The organism is Sinorhizobium sp. NG07B, from assembly GCF_002532005.1.
Lineage (GTDB): Bacteria > Pseudomonadota > Alphaproteobacteria > Rhizobiales > Rhizobiaceae > Sinorhizobium > Sinorhizobium fredii_C.
Genome location: NZ_NWTD01000008.1, coordinates 143417 through 159890, shown reverse-complemented (window position 1 = coordinate 159890; position 16474 = coordinate 143417). Strand labels below are relative to the sequence as shown.

Below are 16474 nucleotides of genomic sequence, written 5' to 3'. Positions count from 1 at the left end.
GTGGCGGTGGGCCGCCCTCGTCACTCACCATCCATCACGTTTGAGAGTGCGGCGCTTGCGGCGACCGTAAACGAAGAGTCTTTGTCATGATACGGCACATCAAATCAGCGCAGGTCTCTATAGAAGAAGGCGGTACCGACAGCGAGGTGACCAAAGCAGTCGACGCGCTTCTCGCAAAGATCAAGAACGGTGGTGACAAGGCAGTTCGCGAACTGTCGATCCAGTTCGACAAGCTCGATCGGGAATCCTATCGTCTTTCGAAGGAAGAAATCGACCGATCCATCAATTCCCTCACGAGGCGCGAGCGCGAAGATCTCGACTTCGCGCAGGACCAAGTCCGAAAGTTTGCCGAAGCTCAGAAGGCAACCCTGACCGACCTCGAGGTGGAGACTCTGCCGGGAGTGATCCTCGGTCATCGCAACGTCCCGATCCAGAATGTCGGCTGCTATGTGCCGGGCGGCAAGTATCCGCTGTTGGCCTCGGCGCATATGACCGTCCTGACCGCCCGCGTTGCCGGCTGCGAGCGTGTCATCACCTGCGCACCGCCTTTCCAGGGCAGGATTTCCGAGAAGATCGTCGCTGCCCAGGCACTTGCAGGCGCGGACGAGATCTATTGCCTGGGTGGCGTTCAGGCGATCGCAGCGATGGCCTACGGGACGGAAACGATTGCACCGGTCGACATGCTGGCGGGCCCCGGCAACGCCTATGTTGCCGAGGCGAAGCGCTTGCTCTTCGGGAAAGTCGGCATCGATCTCTTCGCCGGCCCGACCGAAACACTTGTCATCGCTGACGACAGCGCCGATGGCGAACTGGTGGCGACGGATCTGCTGGGGCAGGCCGAACACGGCGTAAATTCGCCTGCGGTTCTGATCACGAATTCCGAAAAGCTCGTCCGTGATACTCTGACCGAGATCGATCGTCTCCTGAAGATCCTGCCCACCGCCGCGATTGCGGCAAAAGCATGGGAGGACTTCGGGGAAATCATTCTCTGTGACACGGTCGACGAGATGGTCGCCGAAGGTGACCGGCTTGCTTCCGAGCACGTCCAGATCCTGACGCGCGATCCCGACTACTTCCTTAACAACATGAGGAACTACGGCGCGCTGTTCCTGGGCGCCCGCACGAACGTCTCCTTCGGCGACAAGGTCATCGGCACCAATCATACGCTGCCGACGAACAGGGCTGCCCGCTACACAGGCGGTCTCTGGGTCGGCAAGTTCCTCAAGACCTGCACCTATCAGCGCATCGAGACGGACGAGGCATCCGCTCTGATCGGCCAATACGGCTCGCGACTTTGCCTCATGGAAGGATTTGCCGGCCACGCAGAGCAGTCGAACATCCGCGTTCGTCGCTACGGCCGCAAGAACGTCGGCTATGCCATGCCGGCGGACCCCAGCTAACAACTTCGCGCCAAGAGCCCGCCAAGGGCCTGCGATCAACCGCAACCAGAGAGGAATACATAGATGTCAAAGTTTATTGCCAGTCTTGTCGCTGCCACGATGCTGGTGCCGGCGGCCGCGCGTGCGGAAGGCACGATCGAGGTTCTCCACCACTGGGTTTCCCAAAGCGAAGTCGACGCCTTGAACGTCATCCGCAAGGACCTGGAAACAAAGGGCTTCCAGTGGAAGGACTCCGCCGTCGGCGGCATGAGCGGCGCGAACGCGCAGCAGGCCTTGAGGTCACGTCTGACTTCGGGCGACCCTCCGGGCGCAATGCAATTCTTGGGTTGGGAAGGTCCCCAGTGGGCCGAACAGGGTGTCGTTCGCGATCTGAACGACCTTGCCAAGGAAGGCGGGTGGCGTGAGGCGCTTCCCCCGCAACTGCTTACTTTCGTCACCTCCGGCGACGCGTTCATTGCGGCACCGATCAACATGCACCGTCAGAACTGGGTGTGGGCCAACAAGAAGATCTTCGACGAGGCCGGCATCGCGCCTCCCAAGACATGGGAGGAACTTATCGCTGCCGGTAAGAAGCTCAAGGAGAAAGGCGTCACGCCGGTCGCGATGGGCGACGAGGCCTGGCAGATCGGGATCATCTTCGATGCACTGCTGTCGGACTTGAACGGCCCCGAATTCTACAAGAAGGTCGCAATCGACCTCGATCCGGCGGCGCTGAACAGTCCGGAAATGACCAAGGTCTTCGACACGCTGCGCGAGGTCCGTGGCCTCGTCGACGACAATTTCGTCGGCCGAGACTGGGCCGTGGCGACCGGCATGGTCATCAACGGCGAAGCCGCGATGCAGTTCATGGGAGACTGGGCAAAAGGCGAGTTCCTCGCCAAGGGCCTGAAGCCGAACGCAGACTTCTACTGCTTCGCCACGCCAGCCAAGGTTTCCTCGTTCCAGTACGTCATCGACAGCTTCGGCATGTTCACGGTGAAGGACGAGACTGTCCAGAAAGCCCAGGTGGCTCTCGCCGAAACGATCATGGACCCCAAGGTTCAGAAGGGCTTCAACCTGATCAAGGGTTCCATCCCGGCTCGAACCGACGTTTCCGTGGACGATTTCGACGAGTGCGCAAAGCGCGGCTTTAACGAACGTGCCGAAGCCATAAAGGCGGGCAGCATGCTGGGCGCGATGACGCACGGCTTTGCCGCCAAGCCGGAATTCGCATCTGTCTTTGGCGATGTGGCTGCCCAATTCTTTGTCGGCAACATGTCTTCGGAGGACGCAGTGAAGATGCTTGTCGAAGGAATCGACAACGCCCGCTGACGCAGCCGGCCGGGTGCCCAGCACCCGGCCCACCTCGAAGGATTCGGTCATCGGAGCTAGCTCATGAACGCCGCCAAGAGTTTTTCATCACGATTGGCAGGCTGGCTTCCACGCATTGTCGTCGCTCCCAGCCTGCTGATCGTCATCGTCACGGTCTACCTGTTCATCCTTTGGACAGGAGTGATCTCGTTCACCTCCTCGAAGTTCGTACCGGTCTACGACTTCGCGGGTTTCGAGCAATTCGTTCGGTTGTGGGCGACGCCGCGCTGGCACACCGCCGTCGCGAACCTCTTTATCTTCTCCGCGCTGTTCCTGATGCTCTCGACGGGCATTGGCCTGCTCATGGCAATTCTGCTCGACCAGAACATTCGAGCGGAAGGATTCTTTAGGGCGGTCTACCTTTATCCGATGGCGCTATCGTTCATCGTCACCGGGACGGCATGGAAGTGGATCATGAATCCCGGTCTCGGCATCCAGAAGGTCGTCAACGAACTCGGCTGGACGAGCTTCACGTTCGACTGGATCACTGATCCCAACATGGCGATCTACACGGTCGTGATTGCTGGCGTCTGGCAATCCTCGGGTTTCGCCATGGCGATTTTCCTGGCCGGTCTCAGAGGGATCGACAACTCGGTCATTAAGGCCGCGCAGATCGAAGGAGCCAGCCTCCCGCTCATCTATCGGCAGATCATCATCCCGATGCTGCGGCCGGCGATGCTGAGCGTAATTGTCCTTCTGAGCTACATCGCCATCAAGAGCTTCGACCTGGTGCTGGCGCTCACCAACGGTGGCCCCGGTTCAGCGACTGAGCTTCCCTCAACCTTCATGTTCTCGGCGACGTTCCGCAGGAACCAGATGGGCGTCGGGGCGGCGAGCGCTGTCATGATGCTCATGACCGTCGCGGCCATCATCGTCCCCTATCTCTATTCCGAACTTCGGGAGCGCAACAATGGCTAACGCCCTCGCGCAGCAGAAACCAATTGCGGAAACCCTCCAACGACAAAACCGGATGCGTCTGGGTCGCGTGTTCATCTATGGCCCACTCGCTGTCATGGCAGTGCTCTATCTGATGCCTCTTTGGGTTATGGTCGTGACATCGCTCAAGCCGCTCGACGAAATCTACGGCGGCTCCTTTATAGGGCTGCCGCAGACCATCACCCTCGATGCCTGGCGTTCCGCCTGGTCGCAGGCCTGCATCGGTACCGAGTGCACCGGCCTCAGACCCTATTTCGTGAACTCGCTGCTGATGGTCATTCCGGCCGTCGTCCTGTCGACAGGCATCGGCGCCATCAACGGCTACATCCTGACGAAGTGGCGATTTCCGGGCGCGAACTTTGTGTTCGGCTTGCTGCTCTTCGGATGCTTCCTGCCCTATCAGGCGATCCTGATCCCGATGGCGCGAACGCTCGGCCTGCTCGGCCTCGCCGGCAGCATTCCTGGCCTCGTATTCGTCCATGTCGCCTACGGCATCTGCTTCACCACGCTGTTTTTCCGCAACTATTTCGTCTCGTTGCCGGACGAACTCACCAAAGCGGCCATGGTGGATGGAGCAGGCTTCTTCAGAATCTTCTGGAGCGTCATCCTGCCCACGTCGATTCCGATCATCGTGGTCTCCTGTATCTGGCAGTTCACGCAGATCTGGAACGACTTCCTGTTCGGTGTCTCGTTCACATCCGGCGGAAACAGCCCGATAACGGTCGCGCTCAACAACATCGTCAACGTGACCACCGGGCGCAAACAGTACAACGTCGACATGGCCGCCGCCATGATCGCCGCTATCCCCACTCTTTTGGTCTACATCGTCGCAGGACGCTACTTCGTCCGCGGACTGACGGCCGGCGCTGTGAAAGGCTGATCCAATGTCCACTCTTGAAATCGATCGCGTTCGCAAGACTTACGGCAATCTCGAAGTCCTCAAGGAGGTGAGTATCTCCATTGGCACTGGCGATTTCCTCGTCCTTCTTGGTCCTTCCGGGTGTGGAAAGTCTACCCTCCTAAGCATGATAGCCGGGCTGGAAAACATCTCGGGCGGCGAGGTCCGGATTGCCGGAAAGGTTGTTAACGAGCTGTCGCCGAAAGATCGCGACATCGCGATGGTCTTCCAATCCTACGCGCTTTACCCGACGATGACGGTTCGACAGAATATCGAATTCGGCATGAAGATCCGCGGGGTGCCGCCAGCTCAGCGCGACAAGGCCGTTCGATCAGCCGCCGATCTTCTGCAGATAACGCATCTCCTGGATCGCAAGCCGTCGCAATTGTCGGGCGGCCAGCGTCAGCGCGTTGCAATGGGACGCGCCATCGTGCGCCAACCCAAGCTGTTCCTGTTCGACGAGCCGTTGTCGAACCTCGACGCGAAGCTGCGCGTCGATATGCGCACCGAGATCAAGCGCCTGCACGCGCGGCTCGGCACGACGATCGTCTACGTCACGCACGACCAGATCGAAGCGATGACGCTGGCGACCCGCGTGGCCGTCATGAAGGGCGGTGTGGTCCAGCAGCTCGACGATCCCCAGACGGTCTATGACCGGCCGGCGAACGTTTATGTTGCAAAGTTCGTCGGCTCGCCGTCCATGAACATCATTCCCGGCAGGATCGAAGTCGAAGGCACGACCGCGACCGCGATCATCGACGTTGCCAACCGGCGGGCAGCGCGGATACCAGGAATCAGTCTGTCCGGTCAGGCTGCTTCCAAATATGCGAACCGCAAGGTTCTCATCGGCATCCGGCCCGAAATGTTCAGCGTCGGAAATGGGCAGGCGCAAGGTGCAGTTTCGGTGGACGTTGACGTGGTGGAGCCCACCGGCCCGGATACGCTTGCCGTGTTCCATCTCGGCGGCGTGGAAGTCACGGCCCGTCTGCCGCCAAAGCAGGTCAATGCACGCACCTCAGCCACGCTCGCCGTCGATACTTCGAAAATCGTCCTCTTCGATCCGGACAGCGAAGAGCTGATCAATTGACAGGATGTTTAATGGACCAGACAGCGGACATTGTAATAATCGGGTCGGGGATCGGCGGCAGCTCTCTCGCCTATAGTCTTGCGGGCTCGGGAAAGCGCATCGTCATTCTCGAACGCGGGGAGTACCTGAAGGACACCCCCAAGGCTCGGGATGACGTGGCCATTTTCCAGAAGGGCTTCTACCGGTCGACCGAAGAATGGGTGGGTACCGATGGCGAGTCGTTCCTGCCGGGCAACTACTACTATGTCGGTGGCAATTCCAAGTTCTTCGGGGCGGTGATGTACCGTTACCGGGCCGAGGACTTCGAGCCCCGTCCGCATATGGAAGGCCGCTCGCCTGGCTGGCCATTAGGCTATGCCGATATGGAGCCCTGGTATCAGCGGGCAGAGGAAATCTATGGCGTCCGTGGTGCGGCCGGCGAGGATCCGACGGAGCCGCCGCGATCGCATCCGTATCGCTTCCCGGCTGTTCCCGACGAACCGGCCATTGCCGCGGTGCGGGCAAGGTTGCGCAAGGCCGGCGTCCACCCGGCAAGCCTGCCGCTGGCGATCGATATCGAGGAGTGGCTTCGACGCGGGAAGACAGGGTGGGATGCGTTCCCGAATACCGGACGCGGTAAGATCGACGCGGAAGTCGGTCCGCTTGCCAGTGCACTGGCGCACCCGAACGTGAGCGTCATTACGGGCGCAAATGTGGTGCGGCTGGAAACTGATCCGCTCGGCACGAAAGTGACGGCCGCCGTTTATATCAAGGATGGTGTGGAGCAGCGGATCGGCGCCGGAATTTTTGCAGTGGCTGCCGGTGCGGTTCAGTCGGCCGCCCTACTGCTGAGATCTGGCAATAGCACGCATCCCCGAGGCCTCGGCAATAGCTCCGACCAACTTGGCCGCAACTTCATGAATCACAACACGACTGCGATGCTGGCGATCGATCCAAGATCACCCAACACCGCCGTCTATCAGAAGACGTTGGCCTTCAACGATTTCTACAACAAGGACCCCGATACGGGCTTCCCGCTGGGCAATGTTCAACTGCTGGGCCATATCACCGGCAATATCCTCAAGGCGCAAACGCCGTCGGTGCCGGCCTGGATGGCAAGGCTCATGGCGCGTTATGCCTATGGTTGGTTTCTCACAAGCGAGGACCTTCCCAATCCAGACAGCCGAGTAATGGTGAAGGACGGCAGGGTCGTAATGCATTGGGTGCGCTCAAATATGCGTGCCCACGAAGCGCTGATCAAAAGAACCCGCGACGTCATGCGTAGGGCGGGCTTTCCGATAGTCCTGACGCGCACGTTCGGACGGAAGACGACCTCTCACCAATGCGGTACCGCCCAAATGGGAACTGACCCGCAAGCGTCGGTTGTCGATCTCGATTGCCGCAGCCACGACGTGGAGAATCTGTACGTCACCGACGCGTCGGTCTTACCTACTTCGGCTGCCGTCAATCCGGCACTGACGGTCGCTGCGCTCGCTATCAAGGCAGGCAATTCGATCTCAAGGGGGCGTTGATGGCACGCTGGGACATTGGGTCGGCGGTTTTCGGAATTCGCTCGCGGCAGCCGGACGAGGTCAACACGTACGATTACATCGTCGTCGGCGGAGGCTCGACCGGCTGTGTCGTGGCCTCGCGTCTCTCGGAGGACCCCGCTGTTAGCGTATTGCTCATCGAGGAGGGGCCGCGCGACCACAATCCCTACATTCACATTCCCGGCGCCTACTACAAAACGGCGCAGGGTGACTTGTTGAAGCGCATTCACTGGGAACCGATGGCCGATCAGGCACGTGATGAAAAGCCGACCATGGTACAGGCGAGGGTGCTTGGCGGCGGCAGCTCCGTCAACGCGATGATCTACATTCGTGGCGTGCCGTCCGATTATGAGCAGTGGGTCAACCTGGGTGCTGAAGGCTGGGGCTATGCCGATGTCCTGCCGTTCTTCATGCGCGCCGAGGACAACAATCGCTTTTGCAACGGAGTCCATGGCGTCGGGGGGCCCCTCGGAGTTTCGGATATCGACTATATTCATCCCCTGACCCGCGCCTGGTTGCAGGCCTGCCAGCAGGCGGGGCTTCCTTACAACCCCGACTTCAATTCAGGAAATCCGGCCGGTTGCGGCCTGTATCAGATAACGTCCCGCAACGGGCGCCGCAGCTCTGCCGCGGTTGCCTATCTCAACCCGGCCCGCAAACGGAGCAACCTGCGTATCGAGACTGGGACTACGGCTACGCGCGTGATAGTTGAGAAGGGACGCGCAGTCGGTGTCGAATGCGTGAGGGGCAAACGCACCCTGGTCTATAGGGCCGAGCAGGAAGTCGTCCTCTCCGCCGGGGCGATTGGCACGCCCAAGCTCCTGATGCTGTCCGGGATCGGTCCCGAAGACCAGATCAGACGCCAGGGCATAGACCTCCAGGCGGACCTGCCCGGCGTGGGCCAGAACCTGCAGGATCACATCGAAATCTCGTTGGTCTACCAGCTCAACGGACCTCACAGCTATGACAAGTATAAAAAGCCTCTCTGGAAGGCGGCGGCGGGTCTGAACTACGCCCTCTTCCGTGGCGGACCCGCGTCATCGAACCTGATTGAAGGCGGCGCATTCTGGTGGGGCGACAAGGCAGAGATGACCCCTGATATCCAATATTTCATGGTCGTTGGCGCGGGCATCGAGGAGGGGGTCGATGCGGTGCCGGGCGGTAACGGATGCACGGTCAATCTGGGGCAGATCAGACCCCGCTCCAGAGGTGAGGTGACGCTCGCTAGCGCTGACCCGACGGCAAATCCGCGCGTAGCGCCGCGCTACTTCTCGGACCCGTACGATCTCGACGCCATCACCGACGGAACAATGACCGCGCTCTACATCATGGCGCAGCCGGCAATCGCGCGATACGTCGCCGCCCGGCACACGCCGTCGCCGTCTCTCAAGTCGCGCGAGCACATCAGAGCTTTTTGTCTCAAGGACGCCCACGCCGCCTTGCACCCTTCTGGGACATGCCGCATGGGCCAGGACGAGATGGCGGTGGTCGATTCTCAGCTTCGAGTGAGAGGGATCGACGGACTGCGGGTCGCTGATGCCTCGGTCATGCCAACGCTGATCTCGGGCAACCCCAACGCCGTCTGCATCATGATCGGCGAGCGTGCGGCCGATTTCCTGCGCTTAGAAACCGCGCAGAGACATCAAAAGGATCACGGCTTATGACCCTCACACTCGATCAGGACGCCAGGGCAATACTCCTGCCGGCGTTCGATAATCTGGATTTTGCGGACGTCATGGAACCGTTTCTGGAAAAGGGCGGCCGTTCCATTCTGATCGGGGAAACTCGGGCCGAGTACGTGGCTCGAGAGATGTCAAAAGAAAGACTCGCCACGGAGACCCCGGATATCTTTCGAACCGCTGTCGACAGGCTCCGGGCTGGATGTCCCGAGCTCATAGTCGCCGTCGACCAAGAGTTGGGCGGCATCCAGAGGCTGGAAGGGCTTGTCTGTGCGCTCCCCGCCTTGCAAGACGCGGGCGCGTTGTCTGAGAACGTGCTCGCCGAACGTTGCCAACAAGTCGCGGCAGCCGCTTGCGAGCTCGGCGTCACGATGTTCCTGGCGCCGATCGCAGACGTCGTCGACGGCCGAAATCCATGGCTGCACAACCGGACGATGGGCAGGGATGCGCAAACCGTCGCGAGGCTTGCCGCGGCGTACGTCAAGGGCGTCCAGAAGGCGGGGATCATTGCAGTGACGAAGCACTTTCCGGGCTTCAACGATCTCGAAGCTGACCCCGCGCTGGTCGATGTTTCGCTAGGAACGACACTCGACCGTATTCTCGCAAGTGCCCTGCCGTTCAGGGCTGCGATCGAGGCTGGGACGAAAGCGGTGATGACAGGCCCCGCGCCCGTCGCCGCGCTCGACGCACAAAATGCTGCCAGCACGTCAGCGGCCGTGATCGCCCTGTTGCGCGGGCACTTCGGCTTCAAGGGCCTCGTCGTCAGCGACGATCTTGACGCTCCTGCCACGATGCGTGGCGCATCGCTTCTGGACACCGCGATCGCCTCCCTCAATGCAGGGGTCGACCTCCTGCTCGTCGGAGGAGGGCCACACATCCACGCCTTGTCCGACGGCATCGCAGACGCAGTGCGGGCTGGGCGTCTTTCTGCCGAGCGGTTGGCGGACGCGGCGCGCCGCGTGAGGGAAATCGCCGCTGGACATTGAACGAACGGTACCGGATTGCTCGCCGGGCTTCTCCGGCGGGTGCGTAGCAAAAAGCCCTCGAGAACATTCGTGGGTCGACACGCAGTCGATTGCAGTCAACGCGCCTGCGGTAGAGCGGATCGCCAACTGCCGCAAGCTGCCTGTGCGGCTACGTTAGCCGTCCAAAGCGAGCACACGGAACATTGCCAACGAGCTGTCCAGGGTCGTGGTGATTGGGTTCCGCAAGCGTTGCACTGGCCACTCAGCGAGGAGTCCGCATTAAGCCCATGCCAACCAATCCCTCTGCGATCAGACGGGACAGGAGAGAGTTGTCGAGCCGCTCACGACGGTCAGCTATGGGGGCCAAAGCGCCCAAGTCGGGATCATCCTGAAAAACCGCAATGGGTCGGCTCTTCGCGTTCCCGTAGGTCTAGCCAGGGTGAAGAGTTCCGTCTTGCTCATCCGAACGAGCAGGTTGCGCCATATAGCGGACGAACTGCGTTGGCCACATGATGGACCACGACATGGTTTTTCGGCTTCCATAACGGGTGCTACTGCAGCGTAGCAGAGTTCCACTCTACGAAGCTGCAGCCGGCCATGTCATTTCGTTGGAAGACCAGCACCTTCGGTGATGATGCGCCACCCCTCAGTCGAGTCCGTGAAGAACTTCCGATCGGCGGTGTATTCCGGCGAGTTATAGTAGCGCTCGGCATCAGCGAGGCTGGGGAACTCGGCGACGGCAATCACCGACCTGGGCTCGCCTTCGACAATCGACTTGGCACCGGGATTGTAAACAATGACGCGGCCACCATACTGGCTGACAAGCGGCGATGCGGCCTCAATGTATTTTTGAAAGCCCGCCTCGTCGCGGATGTCATAGCTGCCGATCATATAGGCAGGGGTCGGAGCTTTGGCAGCATCTTGGGCGAACGCGGCTGGGCTAACGTTCAGGGCGAGCACGGCAAGGGCAGTGACAAGAAACTTCTTCATTCTGGTTTTCCTCCAGTTGAGATCATCGGACGGTGGAATGGGCTCAGTGAGCGGGTCCGGCTGCCGACGACGTGCCGGGCACCGCTCTCCGGCGGTTGATTAACGGGTTTTCTCGTTGCTGTTTTCGTCGATCGCCAGGGTGTTCGACAGCTCGCGGCAAGCCTCGATCTGCTGCCGCAGGAGGGCAATCTTCTGCTCGGCAACCTGGATGGCGTCAGTACCCGCGATGAAACGTCGTGGGAGTTCGTCCTGGTCCGAGAGCGTGATCAGGGCACGTGCGAGCTTGGCGGGATCACCGCCCTGCTTGCCGTTCTGCGCTTTATAGAACGCAATCTGCTGGCCTCGGCGCTCGGCATAGTCCTGGATGGCCGGAACCGCATAATTGGTGGATGCTTCAGTGAGCAGTTCCGTGCGAAAAAGCCAGGATTGACGATCATTGTCTGGATGCCGAATGGATCGACTTCGGCCTGTAGCGCTTCCATCCAGCCATCGAGGCCGAACTTTGACGCCGAGTAGGCCGAGTTGAACTCGAAACCCATCAATCCGGCTGATGAAGAGATGGAAATGACCTTGCCCGAGCGCAGCTTTCGCACGGCCGGAAGAAAGGCGCGGTCACGTTTATGGGACCACCAAGGCTGGTACTGAGCTGCAGCTCCATCTGTTCGGGAGACAGCTTCTCGAAATACCCGGCGTAGAAGCTCGCCGCGTTGTTGACCAGCACGTCAATCCGTCCGAACCGCTCGAGCGTCGCCTGTGCGGCGGCTTCCGCATCCGCTGCGCTGCTCACATCGAGCTTAACGAGTCCCACCAAGACACCATGTGCTTTGACATCAATAGTGCGCAATCAATCGCCAGATTGCATTATTCTCGTGAGCCAGTCGGCGAAAATCCTCGCCAAGCGCCGTTGGCTGCCAGATTTCGGATAAGCCAGGTAGTGCCCGATGTAGCGCGTGTCGCGACACCTGCCTGCGAAGGGCCGCACCAGTTTTCCGTTGTCCAATTCGCGCCGCGCCAGCACGTCCGATTCAAGTGCGACACCCAACCCGTTAGCGGCGGCGTCTACCGCAAGGAAGCTCCTGTCGAAGCTCATCGTTGGAGCAGGAGGCGGCCCGAGGTTGTTCGCCTCGAACCAGTCGATCCATTGGATGCGCTTCAGATCGCTGCGTATGAGTGGCTGTCGTACGAGGTCACGGGGCGATTTGAGTTCCTTGGCCATCTCCGGCGAACAGAGGGGAGCGACGATCTCCTCTCCGAGGGAAATAACGATGAGGTCCTCGCGATCCAGAGGCTCGCCATAGACAATATCCGCATCGAAAAGATCGTCCACGAAACGGGCATAGTTCGTGCTGGCGGCGAACCTCACTTCGATGCCGGGGTTCTCTTTCAGGAACAGCGGCAGGCGCGGTGACAGAACTTGAGCGGCGAAACTCGGCGCGCAATGGACGCGCAGCAACTGCGCCTTTTTGGATGAAATAAGTTCAACACCACGGCGCAGCTCCTCAAAGGCATTGGAAGCATGGGTGAGCAGCGTCTGGCCCGCCAGCGTCAGCTCGACATTGCGCGTTGTCCGCTCGAAAAGACTGGCGCCGAGGTCACGCTCAAGTCGCACTATCGCATGACTGATCGCGCTCGGCGAAAGCCTGAGCTCCTCGGCTGCCGCTCGAAAGGAGCCGAGGCGGGCGGCCGATTCGAAGATGCGCATGGCGGAAAGCGAAATCATGTTCAGCATCGGATTAGTGAAGCAGAGTCATCTACCGATGTAAACTTGGCGTTTGCAGCAGACCGCTCGTTCATTCAATTCTCTCCCCATCGAAGCGGCGGACCGCCACGCGGACGAAGAGGACCAGAGGCTTCGGGAGGAGGAGACCTGTATGCTACTGCGAGGAAAGACCGCGGTCATTTCGGGAGCGGCAAGCAAGCGCGGTATCGGTCGCGCCACGGCCGAGCTTTTTGCGGAGAATGGTGCCAGAGTCGCCATCCTGGACATCGATGCCGAGGCCGCGAGCGAAGCGGCGTCGACCCTGGCACCGGTTGAGCGCGGCAGTCACATTGGTCTCGGCTGCGACGTCACCGATCGGGCGTCGTGCAAGGATGCGGCGGAGGCGGCAATCGAGGCGTTCGGCGCCATCGACGTGCTCATCAACAACGCCGGTGTCACGCAGCCCGTGAAGACGCTCGAGATTTCCGAAGAGGATTGGCAGCGCATCGTTGCGGTCAACATGACCGGCGTCTTGAACCTCAGCCAGTCCTTTATCCCGAACATGCGCGACAATGGCGGCGGATCAATTGCCTGCATGTCGTCGGTCTCTGCCCAGCGTGGAGGCGGCATTTTCGGCGGTCCGCACTATTCGGCGGCCAAGGCCGGCGTTCTTGGTCTCGCGAAGGCGATGGCGCGCGAATTCGGCCCGGCAGGCATTCGCGTCAATTCTGTAACCCCCGGCCTCATCCAGACTGATATCACCGGCGGCAAGCTGTCCGAGGAGATGCGTTCCGACATCATCAGGGGCATCCCGTTGAACAGGCTCGGCGAGGCACGCGACGTCGCCAGCATCTATCTGTTTCTCGCCTCCGACCTGTCGGCCTATGTCACCGGCGCCGTGATCGACGTCAACGGCGGAATGCTGATCCACTGAGCTCCGACAAGGCCTCCATCATAAATCGGAAGGAAGGTAGGAATGGCCGAGATTGGTCATAATGTGAGCTTGAGCGAGCGCGCAAGGCGCATCCGCCGCAACGCGCTCCGGATGGGAGAGGTCCAAGGCCAGGGCTATATCGCGCAGGCGCTTGGTGTCGCCGATGTACTCGCCGTGTCCTACTTCCACGCCACCAGCTATCGCCCGGAAGATCCGGAGTGGGAAGGCCGCGACCGGTTTCTGCTTTCGATCGGCCACTACGCGATCGCGCTCTATGCCGCCTTGATCGAGGCGAAGATCATTCCCGAAGATGAGCTCGGGACCTACGGCATGGACGACAGCCGGCTGCCGATGTCCGGCATGGCTACCTATACGCCGGGCATGGAGATCACCGGCGGGTCGCTCGGCCACGGGCTTGGCATTGCTGTCGGCATGTCCCTGGCGTTGAAGCGCAAGGGCTCAAAATCGTTTGTCTACAATCTCTTCTCGGACGGCGAACTGGACGAGGGCTCCACCTGGGAAGCGGCGATGTCGGCCGGCTCCTACAAGCTCGACAACCTGATCGGCATCGTCGATGTCAACCAGATGCAAGCCGACGGGCCTTCTCTCGGGGTGATGAACTTCGAACCGCTCGTACCGAAGTTCGAGGCCTTCGGCTGGTTCGTGCAGCGCGTCGACGGAAACGAAATCGACGCACTGGTCAAGGCGTTCGATGCTGCCCGCCACCACGAGGGCGCACAGCCGCGCATGATCATCTGCGACACGAAAATGGCGAAGGGCGTGCCATTCCTGGAGGCGCGCGAGCGCAACCACTTCCTGCGGGTCGAGCCGCATGAATGGGCCGAAGCCCTGAAGATCATCGACGCAGGAGCCGTGGCATGAGGCGTTCCAAATACATTCGGCCGGAGCACTTGCTGAACAACGGCGACAGACCGCGGCTTACGACTTCAGCGATGATCGCGTCCATTGCCGGGCCGGACCAGCCGACGAAGCCGGCACCTTTCGGGCACACGCTGGCAGCGATAGCAGACAGGGACCCTCGTATTGTCGGCCTTTCCGCAGATCTGGCGAAATACACCGATCTGCATATCTTCCGCGCCGCCCACCCGGACCGATTCTACCAGATGGGGATGGCCGAGCAGCTTCTGATGATGGCGGCTGCCGGCATGGCGAGGGAAGGTTTCCAGCCGTGGGTCACCACCTATGCGGTCTTTGCCTCCCGTCGCGCCTACGACTTCATCTGCCTCGCGATCGCCGAGGAGATGCTGGACGTAAAGATCGTCTGCGCGCTTCCCGGCCTCACGACCGGCTACGGGCCGAGCCATCAGGCAACCGAGGACTTAGCGATGTTCCGCGGCATGCCGAACCTGACGATCATCGATCCTTGCGATGCGCACGAAATCGAGCAGGCGGTGCCGGCGATCGCCGCCCACAAGGGCCCGGTCTACATGCGGCTGCTGCGCGGCAACGTACCGCTCGTGCTCGACGAGTACGGCTACGAGTTCGAACTCGGGAAGGCGAAACTGATCCGGGACGGACAGGATACGCTGATCATTTCGTCCGGCCTCATGACGATGCGGGCGCTTGAAGCCGCCAAGGAACTCCAGAAGGACGGTGTGGATGCGGCCGTGCTGCACGTTCCCACCATCAAACCGCTCGACGAGGCGACGATCCTTGCGGAGTGCCGAAGAGGTGGGCGCCTCGTCGTCGTTGCCGAGAACCACACCGTGATCGGCGGGCTTGGCGAGGCCGTGGCCGCTACGCTCATGCGCTCGGACGTCCGCCCCCCAGCCTTCCGCCAAATCGCACTACCGGATCAGTTCCTGGAGGCGGGTGCCCTGCCGACGCTGCACGATCAGTACGGGTTCTCCACGGGCAAGGTGGTGTCAGCGATCAAAGGTTGGCTCGACGAATAGTGGAGATCCGGCTTGGAGGAGCTGGATCGCCTTCAAAATGTAAGCACTTGAGGAGGAGACAATGAGCTTGCAACTTCATAGACGTACGTTTCTCGCATCGGCCGCGGCAGCGCTTGCCGCGCCCGCGCTCGTCAGCACCATCCGACCCGCCAGGGCCGAAACGACGTTGACGCTCGGTCACGGCGCCGCGCCGGGAAATCCACGGACCGTCGCCGCCGCCAAGTTTGCAGAGCTGGTGGCCGAGAAGACGTCGGGACGCGTGAAGATCAATGTCGCGGGAGCCGAGACGCTCGGCAGCGACGCGGCCATGTTGACGAGCCTGCGCACCGGGGCATTGGACTTCACGGCAAACAGCCAGGGCGCCACCTCGGCTCTGGTGCCGGAGCTGGCGGCCCTCGGCTTGCCTTTCCTGTTCGCGAGCACCGAGAAGGCGATGAAGCTTCTCAACGGGGCCGTCGGACAGGAGCTCAACAAGCGTTTCGAGGCGGTCGGCGTCGTTCCGCTCGACTGGTGGGACAACGGCATCCGCCACCTCACCAATTCGAAGCGAAAGGTCGTCGCGCCCGCCGATGTTTCCGGCATGAAGATACGCACGCCGGCGGATCCGATGACCATCGACATTTTTGAGTCGCTCGGCGCGACCACCGAGCAGATCGCCTTTGGAGAGCTCTACATCGCCCTGCAGCAGGGCGTCGTCGACGGACAGGAGAATCCACTCGCCAACATCGAGAGTTCGAAGCTCTACGAGGTCAACCGCTACATCAGCCTGACCGCGCACAAGTGGGAGTCGACACCGTTTCTGATGTCGAAGATCGCCGAGGCGCGGCTTGGAGGTGACCTCGAACCGGTGAGGGTGGCAGCCAAGGAGGCCGGCGACCTGCAGCGAAAACTCTCCGCCGAGAAGGCTTCGGAGGTCCTGGCCGCCTTCAAGAGCAACGCAAATATTGAAGTCGCCGAGGTCGATCGCGAGGCGTTCGTGAAGGCGACGGCTCCCGTTGCCGAAATCTGGAAGAAGAAGCCGTTCGGCGATTTCGTCAGCCAGATCGAAGCGGAGGCGAGGGCGTAACCGTCCTCGCCAAGCCGGAGCCTCG

At 60.9% G+C, this 16474-nt stretch carries 14 protein-coding genes and 1 pseudogene; 12 read left to right on the top strand and 3 right to left on the bottom strand.

The window, feature by feature from the left end:
* Positions 1–86: 86 nt before the first annotated feature.
* The 8 genes from hisD (at position 87) to CO664_RS22970 (ending at position 9865) form a co-directional block, all read left to right on the top strand.
* Positions 87–1400, top strand: coding sequence for a histidinol dehydrogenase (gene hisD / locus CO664_RS23005; protein ID WP_097540007.1), 1314 nt, complete (start codon positions 87–89; stop codon positions 1398–1400).
* Positions 1401–1463: 63 nt separating this feature from the next.
* On the top strand, positions 1464–2711 hold the full coding sequence (locus CO664_RS23000) for an ABC transporter substrate-binding protein (RefSeq protein WP_097540006.1): 1248 nt from the start codon (positions 1464–1466) through the stop codon (positions 2709–2711).
* A 63-nt stretch (positions 2712–2774) separates the two neighbouring features.
* On the top strand, positions 2775–3668 hold the full coding sequence (locus CO664_RS22995; protein WP_097540005.1) for a sugar ABC transporter permease: 894 nt from the start codon (positions 2775–2777) through the stop codon (positions 3666–3668).
* On the top strand, positions 3661–4566 hold the full coding sequence (locus CO664_RS22990; protein WP_097527366.1) for a carbohydrate ABC transporter permease: 906 nt from the start codon (positions 3661–3663) through the stop codon (positions 4564–4566). Before CO664_RS22995 ends, CO664_RS22990 begins: the two co-directional genes overlap by 8 nt.
* Positions 4567–4570: 4 nt before the next feature.
* Entirely contained in the window at positions 4571–5671 is a 1101-nt protein-coding gene (ugpC, locus tag CO664_RS22985) for a sn-glycerol-3-phosphate ABC transporter ATP-binding protein UgpC (protein WP_097527365.1), read from the top strand.
* An 11-nt stretch (positions 5672–5682) separates the two neighbouring features.
* Positions 5683–7182, top strand: coding sequence for a GMC family oxidoreductase (locus tag CO664_RS22980; RefSeq protein ID WP_097540004.1), 1500 nt, complete (start codon positions 5683–5685; stop codon positions 7180–7182).
* Entirely contained in the window at positions 7182–8864 is a 1683-nt protein-coding gene (locus CO664_RS22975; protein ID WP_234820310.1) for a GMC family oxidoreductase N-terminal domain-containing protein, read from the top strand. The genes CO664_RS22980 and CO664_RS22975 overlap by 1 nt, the downstream gene beginning before the upstream one ends.
* Positions 8861–9865, top strand: coding sequence for a glycoside hydrolase family 3 N-terminal domain-containing protein (locus CO664_RS22970; protein WP_097540003.1), 1005 nt, complete (start codon positions 8861–8863; stop codon positions 9863–9865). The genes CO664_RS22975 and CO664_RS22970 overlap by 4 nt, the downstream gene beginning before the upstream one ends.
* 579 nt (positions 9866–10444) lie before the next feature.
* Here CO664_RS22970 and CO664_RS22965 read toward each other — a convergent pair.
* From CO664_RS22965 to CO664_RS22955, 3 genes and pseudogenes are all read right to left on the bottom strand, one after another.
* Positions 10445–10834, bottom strand: coding sequence for a DUF1330 domain-containing protein (locus CO664_RS22965; RefSeq protein ID WP_097540002.1), 390 nt, complete (start codon positions 10832–10834; stop codon positions 10445–10447).
* A gap of 99 nt (positions 10835–10933) precedes the next feature.
* Positions 10934–11633 (bottom strand): annotated as a pseudogene (locus tag CO664_RS22960) (SDR family NAD(P)-dependent oxidoreductase); the annotation flags it as partial.
* Positions 11634–11678: 45 nt separating this feature from the next.
* Entirely contained in the window at positions 11679–12563 is an 885-nt protein-coding gene (locus tag CO664_RS22955; protein WP_097540001.1) for a LysR substrate-binding domain-containing protein, read from the bottom strand.
* A 142-nt stretch (positions 12564–12705) separates the two neighbouring features.
* Here CO664_RS22955 and CO664_RS22950 point away from each other — a divergent pair, with 142 nt between their 5' ends.
* The 4 genes from CO664_RS22950 (at position 12706) to CO664_RS22935 (ending at position 16449) form a co-directional block, all read left to right on the top strand.
* Positions 12706–13467 (top strand): SDR family NAD(P)-dependent oxidoreductase, encoded by a 762-nt coding sequence (locus CO664_RS22950; protein ID WP_097527361.1) that lies wholly within the window; start codon positions 12706–12708, stop codon positions 13465–13467.
* Between the two features lie 42 nt (positions 13468–13509).
* Positions 13510–14349, top strand: coding sequence for a transketolase (locus CO664_RS22945; RefSeq protein WP_097540000.1), 840 nt, complete (start codon positions 13510–13512; stop codon positions 14347–14349).
* Positions 14346–15383 carry a transketolase family protein gene (locus tag CO664_RS22940; RefSeq protein ID WP_097539999.1) on the top strand — a complete coding sequence of 346 codons (1038 nt, stop codon included), beginning with the start codon at positions 14346–14348 and terminating at the stop codon, positions 15381–15383. Before CO664_RS22945 ends, CO664_RS22940 begins: the two co-directional genes overlap by 4 nt.
* 61 nt (positions 15384–15444) lie before the next feature.
* Positions 15445–16449, top strand: coding sequence for a TRAP transporter substrate-binding protein (locus tag CO664_RS22935; protein WP_097539998.1), 1005 nt, complete (start codon positions 15445–15447; stop codon positions 16447–16449).
* The last annotated feature ends 25 nt before the right edge of the window (positions 16450–16474 follow it).

Excerpts from the sequence above, each read along its gene's own strand:
- hisD (WP_097540007.1), top strand. The coding sequence starts at position 87 with ATGATACGGCACATCAAATCAGCGCAGGTCTCTATAGAAGAAGGCGGT.
- CO664_RS23000 (WP_097540006.1), top strand. The coding sequence starts at position 1,464 with ATGTCAAAGTTTATTGCCAGTCTTGTCGCTGCCACGATGCTGGTGCCG.
- CO664_RS22995 (WP_097540005.1), top strand. The coding sequence starts at position 2,775 with ATGAACGCCGCCAAGAGTTTTTCATCACGATTGGCAGGCTGGCTTCCA.
- CO664_RS22990 (WP_097527366.1), top strand. The coding sequence starts at position 3,661 with ATGGCTAACGCCCTCGCGCAGCAGAAACCAATTGCGGAAACCCTCCAA.
- ugpC (WP_097527365.1), top strand. The coding sequence starts at position 4,571 with ATGTCCACTCTTGAAATCGATCGCGTTCGCAAGACTTACGGCAATCTC.
- CO664_RS22980 (WP_097540004.1), top strand. The coding sequence starts at position 5,683 with ATGGACCAGACAGCGGACATTGTAATAATCGGGTCGGGGATCGGCGGC.
- CO664_RS22975 (WP_234820310.1), top strand. The coding sequence starts at position 7,182 with ATGGCACGCTGGGACATTGGGTCGGCGGTTTTCGGAATTCGCTCGCGG.
- CO664_RS22970 (WP_097540003.1), top strand. The coding sequence starts at position 8,861 with ATGACCCTCACACTCGATCAGGACGCCAGGGCAATACTCCTGCCGGCG.
- CO664_RS22965 (WP_097540002.1), bottom strand. The coding sequence starts at position 10,834 with ATGAAGAAGTTTCTTGTCACTGCCCTTGCCGTGCTCGCCCTGAACGTT.
- CO664_RS22955 (WP_097540001.1), bottom strand. The coding sequence starts at position 12,563 with ATGCTGAACATGATTTCGCTTTCCGCCATGCGCATCTTCGAATCGGCC.
- CO664_RS22950 (WP_097527361.1), top strand. The coding sequence starts at position 12,706 with ATGCTACTGCGAGGAAAGACCGCGGTCATTTCGGGAGCGGCAAGCAAG.
- CO664_RS22945 (WP_097540000.1), top strand. The coding sequence starts at position 13,510 with ATGGCCGAGATTGGTCATAATGTGAGCTTGAGCGAGCGCGCAAGGCGC.
- CO664_RS22940 (WP_097539999.1), top strand. The coding sequence starts at position 14,346 with ATGAGGCGTTCCAAATACATTCGGCCGGAGCACTTGCTGAACAACGGC.
- CO664_RS22935 (WP_097539998.1), top strand. The coding sequence starts at position 15,445 with ATGAGCTTGCAACTTCATAGACGTACGTTTCTCGCATCGGCCGCGGCA.